The sequence below is a fragment of the Desulfoplanes sp. genome (assembly GCF_054921335.1).
The window spans coordinates 1-14,571 of sequence record NZ_JBUDSQ010000068.1; the positions used below are offsets into that span (position 1 = coordinate 1).

Below are 14,571 nucleotides of genomic sequence, written 5' to 3' on the forward strand. Positions count from 1 at the left end.
CCTTGCCTTGAGCTACAAGTGCCCGCCCTTTATAGACCATGCCCAGAATCAGTCCGATGACCACCAGGACGATGGCCATTTCAATGAGCGTGAAGCCGTGTTGCTTTGGATTTTGTGTGTGCATAATTTCAAGGGAGTATTTTCAATACTGCGTTTACCTGACCGCTTAATTTCCAGCAATCGGTGTTTTGATCGTATCCGCTGTCTCCGGGATTGAGAAAAACCGTTCCGGTTGCCGAGTTGCCGTCGTCAATGAACTTGTCCACAGCGCAGACGATTCTCGGATCGGATTGAGCGCTGCCAGGAAGATTCAAATAACTGCCAAAAGAGTAAGTCCCCGGCCAATGGGCATTCAGTGCCCCATGGCTTATTATCTCCCACGGTTGACCAAAAACGCTTTCCTGATCCGCTTCATTCAGTATGTCTGTTTTTTGGGTCAAAAGATACCAGAAGGCTGCGTCTTCCTGAGCCCCGCCATTGCCATCACGTTCGACAGCTCCCGGATACACTCCGTAGGCTTGCGGATCACAATCCATGGGACTGGTGGGCTGCGCGTTTTGGCAGCCGTCACCGGGAAACATCCCGTATCGGTCGTAGTAGATGTTGGCCGCAGCAATGATTTTATTACGACTGGCAATGAGATGCTTGACCTTGCCCTGTTCGACCAAGGCCCGCCCTTTGTAGACCATGCCCAGGATCAGACCGATGACCACCAGGACGATGGCCATTTCAATGAGCGTGAAGCCGGGGTGTTTGGCGGTAACTAGTTTCATTTATGGGAGCACCTTCAGATGCACATTTCTCTGCCCATTGAGGGACCAGCAGTCCGTATCAGCGTGATAAGGGTTCCCGAACGTGATAACGCTGCCTTCGTATGCCTCGCCGTCATCGATCATCTTGTCCAACGCGCAGAGAATGCGAAGGTCCGCCTGATTGCCCCCGGGCAGATCCAGCCAGTCGGTTTGGTTCCCGTCAAGGACGGAAGTGTTGCCTTGCAGTATTTCCCAGGGCTGTCCAAATACGGATTCACGGTCGTTTTCGTCCAATATGCCTGTAATATCGATCAATAAATCCCAAAAAGCTCCGGCTTCATCTGTATTGTATTGACTGTTTCCTTCAATGACTCCGTTTTGGGACCCCGTACAATCTGTAACGCTGGTCGGGTCGGCGGGACAACCGTCACCGGGGTAAAAGCCGTACCGGTCATAGAAGGTATTCATTCCGGCAATGATTTTATTATACTGCGCAGCCATTTTTTTGACCTTGGCACTGTCCACAAGAGCTCGCCCTTTGTAGACCATGCCGAGGATCAGCCCGATCACGACCAATACAATGGCCATTTCGATGAGCGTGAACCCATGGGACGTCTTGTGATATTTATTAAATCGCATTGTCACTCCACAAAAAAAATGCCGACGGCATATTGCAGTATCGTGTGCCGTCGGCATGGGTTGGCGTGGGTTAGGGCAGAACCTTGAGTTCGATTATGGCATTGCCGGTGAGATCCCAGCAGTCATCGGTGCTGTCGTAATCGTCCTCTGAACTTCCGAAAGTATCCGGATCACCCGAGGTACGGATGTCGCCGGTATCGGAATCGCCGTCATCGGCCTTTCTATCCAGATCACAGACAAGCCGCAGGTCCGCTCCGTCAACATAAATCCAGGTGGCGTTCTCGTCACCGGTAGCATTCCACTCACTTCCCAGAGAACTCTTGGTGTCGGCTATGGTGAGGATTTCCGTGGATGTCATCAAATCAAAAAAGGCAGCCTCGTCATCAGCAGTGTCGTCATTGACAATACCGTTTTTGGTCTGGGTGCAGGTCATGGGTTCTCCCTCAGAGTAGCCATTACACCCATCTCCGGGAAAAAAACCGTAGCGGTCGTAAAATGTATTCAACCCGGCTATAACCTTGTTGTACCCGGCCTGGGCGTTCTTGACCTTGGCGCTGGCCACGAGCTGGCGGCCTTTGTAGACCATTCCCAGGATCAGGCCGATAACGACCAGAACGATGGCCATTTCGATCAAGGTAAAGCCCCGTTGTCTCTCTTTCATCCCTGCAATACGTTCAAACATGTTTCCCTCCCGTGGGGTATTGATTTTTCGTTAAAAATTAAAAAAGCCGGGTTGCCTGTACTCTGCTCGAGTGGCAACCCGGCTACCCGTTATTCACATTGCTTGTCCCGCGTCAATAAAGTGACTATCAAAGACAAGTGTCATACGTCGCGATGTACAATGCTGCGACGTTGTGATTCCGCGCCCGTGGCTTTCCGTCCTTACCTTGCGATAAGTTTGGCTTTATAAGTAATACACTTTCAAGTTAAATCAATTTTTTGTCAAGTATGTTTTCAGACTGTTCAGCTTTATGTTTTCCGGATGTTTTTGCAGCAGCGTGTGTAAGCTATTCTGGGCTTCAGTCATTTTATCCTGGCCGATCTGGGCCAGGATGATGTTTGTTTGAATAGCAATATCCGGGCCAGATTTTTGAATATATGCAGCAAAGAATTGTTCGGCCGCGGCGAACTTGTTGTTTTGAAGGGCTCGAATGCCTTGCCATTTATCGACAACCGCGTTTTTTGTACCGGCTTTCTGTTGCAGCTCGGCCAATAGGGCGGCAAACCGGGACGGATCGTTCAGGCTGGAACGCAGCTGTTTTTCCAGCTCAAGAATGAACTGATTTCTGTGTGCCTTTTCCCTGAAGGTCGTGGACAGTTTCGTCTGAATGGTATCCTCTGGCGAACCGGCTTCGGTTGTATGCTTCTTTGTGAACGCCGAAGTCGATTGAGGCGGGGTGGATTGTTTTGTCGGGCTTTGCGTTTCAGGGTGCTGCATGGCCGCATCTGCCTTGGATTTTTTTCGGGAATTGCCGGCCATGGACCGGGGCACATCCTCTGGTGGTGTGGCTGGGTGGGTGGAGTCGATCGGTATATTGGCATGCACGGGACGTCGTATATTGCTATCCCGGGTTGATTTGTTCAACGGTGCCGGTTTGTTCTGCTCATTGCTTTGTATCTGTTGGCGTACGAACAAAAACATGGCCAGCATCAGGAAAGTGAGCACCGTCACTGCAAGGATGCTTTTCCAGGGCCAGACCGTGCCGGTATGCAACTGCGCGTACGGACTTGTTGTGCCGGACGTCCCCTGCGTGCTTTTGAGCTGCTGCAGGCTTTTGTATATCAGACTCACGAAATTACCCGGATATGCATGATGAGCACCAGTTCCTTGGTCTGCTCGGAGTCATCGCGGTTTTTGAAAAGCCAGCCCGCGCCCGGGATATTGCCCAGTCCGGGGGTTTGGCGATCATTGTTCCTGGTATCCTTGTAGATGAGTCCGCCGAGGATGATGATGGCATCGTCGTTCACCCGGACATGCGTATTGACGTTGCGTACCTTGACCACAGGAAGAATGACCGATGAACCGTCGCTAAAGGTTTCCTTGTTGGAGAGATCGACTTCACTGGTTATGGGGAATATATTCAGATCCACGCTGTTGTCGTTGTTGATAAAGGGTACCACGCCGAGCATGACCCCTTCGAAGGCAGTGGCGGTGTCCGTGGAGAATTCGGTATCGTCATTGTTGGAATTGGTGCTTTTGGTTATTTCCTTTATATAGCTCATGGATTGGCCGGATGTGACCAGTGCGGGCTGACCGTGCCTGGTGCGTACATGCGGGTTGGATACGGTCTTGAGTCCGCCAAAGGTCTGCAGGGCATTTATGGTCGAGGAGATGGTCGTTTCAGGTCCGTTTTCGAGGCCCTGCCGGGTGTCAACCACAATGGGCCCCTGATTCCCGTCCATGTCTCGGGTGCCGAAACCGCTGTCTCCGGTGAAGCTTGTACCCGCCCAACCGACTCCGTACTGGACCAGCGCACCCTTTATCAGCCGTTGTTGCACTATGGACCAGTCAATCCCGAGCTGAAAGCCGTCATTTAGAGTGACCTCGATGATCTGGGCGTCAATGACGACCTGTTTGGACAATTTGTTTTTCAGACGGGAAACCAGGCTGGCTATGGTCTTCATCCGGGAAGGAGTGGTCTGGACGTAGAGGCTGCCGGCCGTGCTGTCCAGGGTGAAATAGCCAGAGTTTAAGCCTTCTTCTCCCTGACTGAGGATTGATTCAATATTTTGACTGAGCAGCCCGTACAGGGAATTATCCCCGTTTTTCGATCCGGGTGTGGATTTGAGCTGGAAGTTTCCTGCCAGATTGTTGCTGCTGCCGTCAGCGTCGGCACTGCCGAAAATATCACCGCCACTGTTTATGTTTACCGTTGTGTCGGAATTCAAAAAATCCAGATCAAAGGTCCGCTCGGTGAATCTTCGTATGTGCAGGACATTTTCCCGGACCTCGTAGGCCAGGTCATAGGAGCTGAGCAGCCGATCGACGACCACTGAAGACGGCGTGTTTTCAAAACTTATGGTTACGCGGTTTTCCATGGATATCTGCGGATCGATGATCAGGTTCAATCCCGCGTTGCGGGCCACGATATAGATGATATCGTGCAGGGGTTCATCCTTGACGGATATGGATACATTCGTTTCCTGCAGGGGATTGTATTCGGGAATTTCAGGCTCTATGGGCAGCTTGTAGAGTTTTCCCGGTTTTTCGAGTCTTTTTTCCTGTCTTCTGGTCTGGATGAGTTCCTTTTGTTCTGTCTGCACAGCCTCATGCAGGTCATGGTAGTCCAGGTTGGACTCCAGGCGATTTTCCCGGGACGAACAGGCCGGGATGAGAACGATGACAAGGAAGAGTATCTCATATATTTTAGGCATATCAATTCTTTTTGATCCCATCTGTTTGAAATTTTTTGAGCAGGGCTTCGATTTCTTCGCTGGTCATCGCCGGGTCGGCATTTTGGGTTTCCTTTGGTACTTCCGAGGCTCGAGGCGGCAACGCATTTTCTTTTTCGGCTTTGGCCGGCGACTCCTGAACCAGAAGGACCTGCTTTGGATTTTTCCAGGGAATAAACTGTTTGTTGGTGCCGGCACTCAGGAAAAGACCTTCCGAACGTATCAAGGCGATTTTCCTGCCGTCAGGCAATACATCCCCCTGTTTGTATATCATATTGTTTATAACCACGAAATTGTTTTTTTCGCTGGTCATTATCAGGGTCGGTTCAACCTGAACAAGTGAAAAGACATCGTTTTCTTTGAGTGGAAACAATTCAACGTCCAGTGTTTCGCGCTCTGCCGGCTCAAAAGAAGACTGAAGGATGGAATGGATCTGTTGCGCGTTGTGCAGGGCTTTTTCTGTCTCGGGCAGTTTGGGGATCTGCCTGGTTAACACGGCAGGAGGATTGGGGATTGATACGGGACTGTGCAGGAGATCATGAACCATGTAAGCGACAATCGCGCTCGCCATAAGCACCAGAGATATGCGTATCAGAAAATTTTGCAGATAAGTGTGCATATAAATTATAATCGGGGTATGTGCTCACCAAATTTTCTACGGGCTTGAAGCGTGAATTTGTTGGTGTCCAGATTCAAATTCAGGGTCTTGTTGAGCATGGTAAAATCGGATTTTTCAAGTCGGGCAATACATTCAGTGAGTATTCTCTGGGCCTGATCGGGTTCCAAAGGGATTTCCCCCTCCAGCCTCAGTTCGAAATATGCGTCGAAAAAGTCCACCTGCCATGCCGTGACATCGAGATATGTGGATTTGATTTTTGCCAGCATGTTCCAGATACGGGAAATCGAAGGCGCGTTGTGCGCCTGGTGCAGATTTTTTGCAAGATCGGCAAGGTGTTCTTCATCCAGTTCGATGTCTGCAATTTTCTTTTCGGCTCTGGAAAGAGTGTTTTGGATCTCTTCGGCCAGCTTAGCCTGTTCCCGGTATAAATTTGTTTCCTTGATGTCCAGAGTTTGTAGCGTCTGACGCAGGGTGAACGCTGTAGCGGCCAAAAACAGCCCGCCGGTAAGAAAAACTATCCACAGCCAGGGTTCGGCCCGCAGCAGGTGATACGCCATGCGTTCATTTTTGGGCAGCAGAGTCTGGGACAATTTGAGTTTGTTGAGGACGTGGCCCACACCGGAATACAGGGCCTGATCTTCAACTTTGAATTTCTGTACGGGTAAAAAATGGGTAGTGCGCTGCCAGGAAAGTTCAGTCTCCTGTATGTCAAACGAGCCGAGTCCTTCGAGCCAGTAAACTTCAGGCAATGAGCTGCCCATATCCTGTTCCAAAATGCGTAGATCGGCTTCAATGGCGGTTACCGCGTCCGGCAGAAATATTTGATCCTCTCCTGTCAGGGCGTATCGCCGCAACTGTGCAGGATATTTTTGATCACCTGCAGCCAGTATCAGGGCCTGGGGAAGATGCAGCACCAAGGCGAATGGAGCCTTTTTCTTCAGGTTGGTGTATATTTCGCAGGCTGCGCCTGCTGAATCATAGAGCAGAAAGCCTTGTCGTGATTTTTTGTGCAGTTCAAATAACGCCTTGGCTTTTTCTTGAGTAAACAGAGTATATCCTACTCGGCAGCTTAGTTTGTTGATTTTTTCCTTGAAAAGGATTTGGAGCTGCAGATCATCACTCAATTCTCCACTGTCCTGCAATTGTTTACGCGCCAGGAATTCTGCGTATTTGGCATTTCCATGCAGTTCCAGGATTCCGGGGCCCGGAGAAGTAAAAAAATCCGTAATGTAGATCAGTTCGTTGTCCGGCAATTGCTGGCTCGAGAGCAGATAAGCCGTTTCCCGGTCGAAAAGCATTGCGCCTTTTTCCGTGTCCAGGATGAATCGATTGTCTTTGTTGAAAAAATTCATTGCTTTTCCGGAGGAATCAGAAAACTACCCTGGGCATTTATTGAAAATTTTCTTTCCGAAGGGTTTTCTTCATCTTTTTCGCTTGTGCCGGCGACAGCGATCATGAATGACTCTGGTTTGAACCAGTAATTGCTGGGTTGGGGGCGACCCTGAGACATCGTGTCGGTGACCGCAGGTATTGCGGACAGGGGCATTTTTTTTTGTATGAGCAGGGGGAAGCTCATCCAGTTTTTCGGTGCCAGGGCTCGTGTGTCAATCATATCCAGGCTGGTGCGTACCTGCACGGCCTGGGTCAAAACCTGACGTGTCATCTGTAATTTATGCTTGAGGTTTTTTATAGTATTGTCAATTTGTTCCAGGGAAACGATTGTGGTCTTGAATCGGTTATAGGAATCCGCAGCCACATAGAGGTTGGCCGTGAAAAACAGAGCCAACCCCAGGGTGAGTATGCATTGTATGCGCGAATGCATCAGTAATTCCCTCCGATATTCGTGATCAGGTCGTACACCGGCAAAAGCAGACCCATGACGATCATGGCAAATATTATTCCCAGAATGCCGAGCAGAATCGGTTCCAGGATCTTGCTCAGATTTTGAACCAGAGAGGATATTTTTTCCCGGTAGAGATCAGCCACGTAAGCGGTCTGCTCTTCAATCCGGCCGGTGTTTTCACCGACCGCTATCATGCGAACGGCAAAAGGGTGTAGTGCCTTTGCCTGACGAAGCGATGCGGCCAGGGTCTGTCCACCTTTTATGCTTTCCCTGCTCTGCTTGAGCTTGTTTTTCATAACCAGATTGCCCATGGAATCTATGATGATATCCATGGTGCGTATTATACTTATGCCTGCGTTGAGCATCATCCCCAGGTATTCACAGATTCTGGCAATCAGGGCTGTTTCCACGATACCGGACAGAATAGGGGTCTTCAATATGAGTTTATCCTGGTACAAGCGTATCCGATAGCTTGTTTTCCGGCCGAATATACTGAGCACAACAATACAAAATATACCTGCAAGCACAGAAAGTCCATGTTGCTGCAAGGCGTCGGAAATGGCGATCAGTATGCGTGTGGGCAAGGGGAGAACAATGCCAAAGTCTTGAAATAAAGTGACTATCTTGGGAACAACATACCAGAACCAAAAAAAGGTTGCCAGGGAAACCACACAGAGCAGGATGGACGGATACATGAGCGCCCTTTTGGTTCCGCTGATGATTTCATGGATGTTCCGAATGTGTTCGGAGCCTTTTTTGAGCATTGTGTCCAGATTTCCCGTTTCCTCGCCGATACGGACCATATGCAGGACCACTGTGGAAAATATGTATGGCTGCGAATCCATGGCATCAGCCAGTGTGAATCCGTTTTCTATATCCGTGCACATGAAAGTGACTGATTTTCTCAGTCGGGGGTTCTTGAGGTCCTCCCGGATTTCTTCCAGAGAGCTCAGAACGGGGACGCCTGCTCCGACAAGCATGGCCATATTATTAAGAAATTCGGCAAGTTCAAGACGATTTATATGACCCATTCTGCGGTTGAAGAACGCGATGAGGATCGTCACTATGCGTGGCAGCATGGCGACCTTGAGGATCACGGTTCCGCGTCTCTCCAGATAACGGGCCGCGGCCAACGGGTCGGCAAAGGGCAACTCGACCATGCCTTTTTCCATGTGCCCCTTACTGTTGAGCAGCCTGTAGGTGTAGAGAGGCATCGGTATCAGTATTTCCTGGTTCCCAGGGTTCGTCTCAATTCTTCGACCGTGGTCGTCCCCTCGAGAACCTTTCTGCGTCCGTTGTCGAACATTGTTTTGAATCCTTTGCCGGCAACCATCTCCTCAAGTTCGTAAATCTGACCGTCTTTTTCAAGCAGGTTGCGGATATCGGTATCCATGGCCAGAATTTCGTATATCAGGGTTCGGCCCAGATACCCTGTGTTGCTGCAGGTGGAACATCCGCGTCCTCGCTGCAGTGAACTTTCTTGTTTGATCCCGAGGTATCTGCATTCCGACTCGGACGGCGTGTACGACTCTCGGCATTGCGGACAAATGGTCCGAACCAGCCGCTGGCTGATGACCGCGATGAGGGTTTCAGCCGTGGTCAGGTTGTCCATGCCCAGCCCCTTTAATCGAGGGATGGCTCCAAGTGCGGTATTCGAATGCAGTGTCGAAAGGACCAGATGTCCTGTTGTTGATGCGGTCAGGGCCGTTCGGGCCGTGGTTTCATCCCGCATTTCACCGATAAGAATGACGTCCGGATCGTGGCGCAAAAAATACCGCATGGCATCTGCGAAATCGTATCCCGCGGCCTGGTTCGTCTGGGTTTGTCTGGCCAGGGGCACAAAGTATTCAATCGGATTTTCAATGGTAAGGGCGTTTTTTTCCAACAGGTCAATCGAAGTCAGGCCGGCAACCAGGGTTGTGGATTTACCGGATCCGGTTGGACCGGTCAGCAGGACAATGCCGTACGGTTCTTTAAATATCGTCTGCAGTTGCTGCAGATCGTCGGGGAAAAAGCCGAGACTTTCCAGACTGAAAACACCTTTGCCCTGAGAAAGAAGGCGCATGACCATGTTTTCGCCAAAAGGGGTTACAATTGTCGATACCCGAATATCGTATCTTTTTTGTAAAACCTCGGTTGTCCATCGTCCGTCTTGAGGGAGACGCTGTTCGGATATGTCCATGTCAGCGGCCAGCTTGAGAGACGTTATAATTCTCTTCAACTGTGGGGGAAGATAATATTGACTGTGCAAAACACCATCTATACGTAAAGCAATGCTTATGCCATGCTCCATGGGACGAATATGAATATCTGTGGCTCTTTTTTTAACCGCCAAAAGTAACATAAAATGAATAAAATTGTCCGGGCTTGTGGTCATTGTGCTGTCAGCGGAAAGGATCCTGGTTTCCCTTTCCAGTCCTTCCTCTACCGGATGTTCGAGGAAATAAAAGTAATTATAGACAGAAGAAACTATCTTGCTGTCTTCGGCCAGAACAAATTGGGGTTTGGCTCCGCTATAACGGAGGCATGCCTGGCTCATTTGCTGATTAGGAAGTTCCGATGTGGCCACCAAGAGTTGGCCGTTTTTCAAGGCCAGGGGGAGGATTTTTAATTTAAGGCAAACATTGCGGTTGAATTTTCGAAGTGCCTCCTGTTCCGGGACCAGTTTGTCCAGATCGACATGCTTGAGGTTCAATTGCTTGCTGAGAGTGGATATCAGATCATATTCACTGACGATTCCAATCCGGGTCAGGACCTCCCCCAGTTTTTCCTTGGTTACTTTCTGGGCCTGCAGGGCGAAGTCCAGATGCTTTAACTGGATATAGCCTCTTTCCTGGAGCAAGTCGCCTATTCTGAGTGTTTCTTGGGTCATATGGTTATTGTTGGATGTAGTGCTGGATTGGAAATGCCCCTTCCCGGGTCGGGGAAACTGTCCGCGTGGATCGAGTGAGTCCGGCTCTCATGACTCTGAAGGCTGGGCGAAGCGGGTGATTCATGCCTTTATTGGGTTACAGGCTCTACCCGCATTGGGAGTGAATGCAAGCAACAAACAGTGGATAGAAGAAATGGGGAGTTGAAAAAAGTGCAGACGTGCATCTCACTCCGGAAGAGTATTCACAACCGAATCAAATTTCAACGCCCGCTTTGGCCAAGGAGCAGAGCCGCAGAGAAAGACATTGTGTTCCGGCTTTTTTCTTCTCATATCTGCGTCTCGAGCGGGCATTGATGTTGTCGGGTTGCGGGACTGCGTCCGTCTCATTTCCTCAAAAGAAAATACAGCGTGGTATAATCCGGCCAGCCGGTAGGGGAGAGGCCGATTTGTTCCTGAAAACGAGATAGCGCGTACCAGGTCTGTGTCCCATAGACCCCGTCCGGTTCTTCTCGCAAGTAATTATTTTCATATAGTTTTTTTTGAATTATTTTGATTTCCGGTGCGGCATATCCGGGATGAAACTGGCTGGTGTCGATTGATGTTTTCCATATCCCGATCCATTCAGGACCGGTATGGGTATATTTTTGCCAGGGAAAAATCGTGAGATCGCTCTCACCTTGCTCAGGCGCGTTGGTCAACCGAATCAGCTGCATATTTTGGGGGAGATTTTTAGCAAGATACGGCAAATTGTTGGATGTAATGGCCCTGCTCAGCTTGGGTTTCAAAAAGAATATGTCAAATGGCGAGAGAAACGCATCTATGTCGCGCAATAAGGCGGTATTCCATTCTTTTTCCAGGATGTTTGTTCCGTTTTTGTCGATTTTTTGTTTAAAGGGCACGGGCACGTGAGGAGCCGTGCTGAGTCTGTTGACAGTGAATTCAAAAATGGTTGTTTTTTTCCCGTGGCCTATGGGAAAAGGGAAAAACAGAATTATAGCCACAACAACTATAAGCAGTATTCCAGATAGGGAGAACGCTGTTTTTTTGTTTTTTTTATTCAGATTATGTTTTATATCAGATTGATATCGGGCGACTTCTTGTATGGCCCTGCGCATGACCCTGGGAGTGAGCCGCTGAACCTGCATAGCGACGCACGCGTAAAGAGCCCTCTCCATGATCAGGTTGACCAGGCGCAGGTTGCCTCTGGACACGGTCCATAAGAGATTTTTGCTTGTGTCGTGTACGCGGAGTTGGGAATCAGCTGTGGCCAGTTTGAAATCCACATAGCCCTTGAGCTCTTGACGCGAAAGCTGTGGCAGTTCCAGAGCAATAGTTACCCTGCTTTTGAACTGCCGCATATGTTCCCTGTTTAACAGGACATTAAGTTCAGGCTGCCCTATAAGAAGAATTTGAACCAGTTTGTTGCCGTCATATTCCAGATTGGAAAGCATGCGCAGGGCTTCCAGGCAATGAAGAGAAAGATTATGCGCTTCATCGACTATGATTACGCATATTTTGTGCTGTCGGTAGCATTGCAGAAAGAACTGATTTAGGATATTTTGATAACCTACTATACTTGATCGTTCGAAAGGTTTAAGTCCGAAGTCACTTGTAATGGCTTCAAGAAGTTCTTCTTTTTGGGAGATAACATTAAAAATCCATGCTGAATACACTTCCTGGGAATGCAATTGCCTCAAAATCTGCAGGCAAAGAGACGTTTTGCCTACTCCGACTTCACCTACTAAAAGCATGATACCTTTTTTGGTCAGAATTCCATGAACCAATTCTTCCAGAATGGCTTTTGTGGATTCGGTCTGGTAGTAGCCTTTTTCGCTGGTGGCGATGGAAAACGGATTGGACTTCAGGCCGAGCAGGCTGAAAATGTCTTCGGACAAAATTCGCTCCAATAAATTATAGTAATTACCTTAAAAGGCATAATTAATATGCAGAACAATGGCAAGTCCGCATTAACGCATGATCATGCAGGGTTTCAGGGTTTTACCCTGATAGAATCGGCTATTGTTCTGGTGGTCATCGGCACGGTCATGGCTGTGGGAGCCATATCCTGGATGTCCATTAAAAGCGGGTTTGAAATTTCCTATACCCGGGCCAAATTGAAGGCGGTCAAATCCTGTCTGATGGAACGAATGATTTTAAGTGAAAGATATCCGGATTTCACGTTGAATCTGCAAGAGAATGAAGACGATAATTATCAATGTGTGAATAATGTGCCGACCAAAGCCGTGGATTATTGCCTGTGCAAGGCGGGTTACAAAGATGCCTGGGGACATAGGATCCGGTTTTTGGGAGGAATTGACGGCAGCGGGAATTCAATAAACGGAACAAAGATAATAGGCGGTGAGACCTTTGATACAACGAATTTTCCGGGTGAAAACTCCAATGCTACCGATAAAGATGGCAGGGTTGTGCCGAATATCGCCTTTATTTTGCTGAGCAAAGGAAAAAACGGGGAATTTGATAGCAGTACGACAAGAAGCTTGTTTCACAGCAAGAATACCCTTGTTGGAAGCCTGAAAGACATTACACCGGATTTTGAATTTGACCACAAGGACTATGATGATCAGGTGCTTATCGTGACCGGGTATGGTTTGAGCGAGTTGTTGCCCTGATCGATAGGATGCGACTGCAAAAAATGCCCTCATTGCCAGATCCTGAATAATCATGAGATTTAACTACCTGGTTTTTGCTTAAAACTTAATAACCTAAAACCTAAAACCGTCTGCAAGAGATACTTTTTGCAGGCACATCTGATGGGTGATTGTCGTTTTCCCGTGTAGATCTTTTTTGTATCTAACGTTTTGGAGTACGTATGAAGAATGACACCAAAGGATTTACCCTGATCGAGATGGCCATTGTTCTGGTTGTTATGGGGCTTATTGTCGGGACGATTGTGCCGTTGCTGGTTACCCAGAGCAAGACGGCGAGGCTGAAAGAGGCGCGGGATATTTTGCGGACAGCTCGGGATGAGATTATTGGGTATGCGTATCAGTATGGTTGTCTGCCGAACAGTACTGACTTGATCAGTACCAGAAAGGATCCCTGGGGCAAGGAAATTTTTTATAGGGCTGCTTATAATGGGACTGGAGAAAGTTTAATTTGTACAAGTCATTCAAATGATCCATGTGAAGAGGTTATATGCAACAGTTCTAATACAACGTTAACTATAGGTGGTGACGAAAGCTATAATAATGTTGCTTTTGTTGTGGCCAGCGGTGGTCCGAATCATAATAAACAGTTTGATTGGGATTTCAATGATGCTACCAAAGTAGGCCAGTTAACTACGTATGCATTTGGGAAAAAGATTGATTCATACGGTGAAGATTTTGATCGCTCTTCTGATGAATATGACGATTTGGTAGAATATATGGATTTTTGGAATTTGAAAAGAATGATAAGCAACTTGTGTATGTCAGATCCTCCCTCGTCTTCAGATATAAGCTTCAAAAGCAACATTGCTGAATTTGATCATATTATCCAATCCCAAGACGGTGTGATACGCGTGGTGGATGATGAAGACCGCAAGACAATAACCATGGGCGGAACCGATGAGCTTACTTCGGGCTGTATCTGGTACGGGGAGAATACCGGACCGTGTTCCGATGGCGTCTGCGATTTAGGCAGTGGGTTCCGCGCTTTTTTTAAATTTAAGTCAACCAAAGAAGATACATCTAATGATTCTACCGACTATGCTTCGGGTTTTACCTTTGCCGTGACTTCGGATACAGAATCTCCAGCTGAGTCCGTTTGCGGTGGCAACGGAGCGCATTTGGGTTACGCAGGTACCCAGCCGGATCATGAATATTGGATCGGAGAACCCAAAATGGGAGTGGAGGTTGATTATTACAAATCAAATAGTGAAAATAATGACTGGTGTTTTAATAAAGACGATCCTAACGGCAATCATGTGGCGGCCCTCTTTTGGGGATACGCTTACGCCTACCTGGATGAGAACGGAGGATTACAAACAACGGACGAAGATATTTGTGAAGGGGCGGGAGGAGAAGGGCATAATGGAGACGATAATCGGCATGGTGCTGGAGAGCTAGCTGATTTCCATTCCAAAAATCTTGAAAAAAATTCTGCAGGATGCGCTTACGAAGCTAGTAATAAAACATGGCTTGAGGATGCCCAGGAGCATACACTGCGCATAGATTTGGGTTACAATGCCTCATCTGGGAATACAACTATCAGTGCATGGGTTGATGTGGAGGGGAGTAATGCTATCAATAAGATAATGTCTGAAGAGGCGACCGTTACAGCTCAAATGACAATAGAACCGGAACTTTTTAGGGAACAAATGGAAAAAATCAGGTTTGGCTGGACTGTCGGCTCCAGCGATGAACAAGCCGTAAAATTGAGTGATTTTAGAATAAATTTTCTTGACTATAATTCCACGAATTCCACCTGATCGGGAGAAAGCTATGGGCAAAAA

Annotated in this window: 14 protein-coding genes and 1 riboswitch; of the genes, 2 read left to right on the top strand and 12 right to left on the bottom strand. The window is 48.2% G+C overall.

Going from position 1 to position 14,571, the window contains the following annotated elements; translation table 11 throughout:
• From ACY692_RS11905 to ACY692_RS11960, 12 genes are all read right to left on the bottom strand, one after another.
• The coding region (locus tag ACY692_RS11905; RefSeq protein WP_462325603.1) for a type II secretion system protein at positions 1–124 on the bottom strand (124 nt) is incomplete at its 3' end.
• Positions 125–128: 4 nt separating this feature from the next.
• On the bottom strand, positions 129–773 hold the full coding sequence (locus ACY692_RS11910) for a type II secretion system protein (protein ID WP_462325590.1): 645 nt from the start codon (positions 771–773) through the stop codon (positions 129–131).
• Entirely contained in the window at positions 774–1,391 is a 618-nt protein-coding gene (locus tag ACY692_RS11915) for a type II secretion system protein (protein WP_462325591.1), read from the bottom strand. It abuts the gene before it with no gap.
• A gap of 70 nt (positions 1,392–1,461) precedes the next feature.
• Positions 1,462–2,073, bottom strand: coding sequence for a type II secretion system protein (locus ACY692_RS11920; protein WP_462325592.1), 612 nt, complete (start codon positions 2,071–2,073; stop codon positions 1,462–1,464).
• A 69-nt stretch (positions 2,074–2,142) separates the two neighbouring features.
• Positions 2,143–2,304: riboswitch (cyclic di-GMP riboswitch) on the bottom strand.
• 18 nt (positions 2,305–2,322) lie between these two features.
• Positions 2,323–2,871, bottom strand: a complete 549-nt coding sequence (locus ACY692_RS11925; protein ID WP_462325593.1) for a hypothetical protein — start codon at positions 2,869–2,871, stop codon at positions 2,323–2,325.
• A gap of 308 nt (positions 2,872–3,179) precedes the next feature.
• Positions 3,180–4,766 (bottom strand): hypothetical protein, encoded by a 1,587-nt coding sequence (locus ACY692_RS11930; protein ID WP_462325594.1) that lies wholly within the window; start codon positions 4,764–4,766, stop codon positions 3,180–3,182.
• A 1-nt stretch (position 4,767) separates the two neighbouring features.
• On the bottom strand, positions 4,768–5,403 hold the full coding sequence (locus ACY692_RS11935; protein WP_462325595.1) for a hypothetical protein: 636 nt from the start codon (positions 5,401–5,403) through the stop codon (positions 4,768–4,770).
• A gap of 5 nt (positions 5,404–5,408) precedes the next feature.
• The gene (locus ACY692_RS11940) at positions 5,409–6,755 is read right to left on the bottom strand and encodes a hypothetical protein (RefSeq protein ID WP_462325596.1); all 1,347 of its coding nucleotides are present in this window, start codon (positions 6,753–6,755) and stop codon (positions 5,409–5,411) included.
• Positions 6,752–7,189, bottom strand: coding sequence for a hypothetical protein (locus tag ACY692_RS11945; RefSeq protein WP_462325597.1), 438 nt, complete (start codon positions 7,187–7,189; stop codon positions 6,752–6,754). The genes ACY692_RS11940 and ACY692_RS11945 overlap by 4 nt, the downstream gene beginning before the upstream one ends.
• 35 nt (positions 7,190–7,224) lie before the next feature.
• The gene (locus tag ACY692_RS11950; protein WP_462325598.1) at positions 7,225–8,460 is read right to left on the bottom strand and encodes a type II secretion system F family protein; all 1,236 of its coding nucleotides are present in this window, start codon (positions 8,458–8,460) and stop codon (positions 7,225–7,227) included.
• A gap of 5 nt (positions 8,461–8,465) precedes the next feature.
• Positions 8,466–10,118, bottom strand: a complete 1,653-nt coding sequence (locus ACY692_RS11955; RefSeq protein ID WP_462325599.1) for a GspE/PulE family protein — start codon at positions 10,116–10,118, stop codon at positions 8,466–8,468.
• A 383-nt stretch (positions 10,119–10,501) separates the two neighbouring features.
• Positions 10,502–12,013 (bottom strand): AAA family ATPase, encoded by a 1,512-nt coding sequence (locus ACY692_RS11960; RefSeq protein ID WP_462325600.1) that lies wholly within the window; start codon positions 12,011–12,013, stop codon positions 10,502–10,504.
• Positions 12,014–12,061: 48 nt separating this feature from the next.
• Between ACY692_RS11960 and ACY692_RS11965 the strand changes: the two genes are divergently transcribed.
• Both ACY692_RS11965 and ACY692_RS11970 read left to right on the top strand, forming a co-directional pair.
• Positions 12,062–12,748 (top strand): prepilin-type N-terminal cleavage/methylation domain-containing protein, encoded by a 687-nt coding sequence (locus ACY692_RS11965; protein ID WP_462325601.1) that lies wholly within the window; start codon positions 12,062–12,064, stop codon positions 12,746–12,748.
• Between the two features lie 200 nt (positions 12,749–12,948).
• Positions 12,949–14,547 (top strand): type II secretion system protein, encoded by a 1,599-nt coding sequence (locus ACY692_RS11970; RefSeq protein WP_462325602.1) that lies wholly within the window; start codon positions 12,949–12,951, stop codon positions 14,545–14,547.
• Positions 14,548–14,571 lie beyond the last annotated feature (24 nt).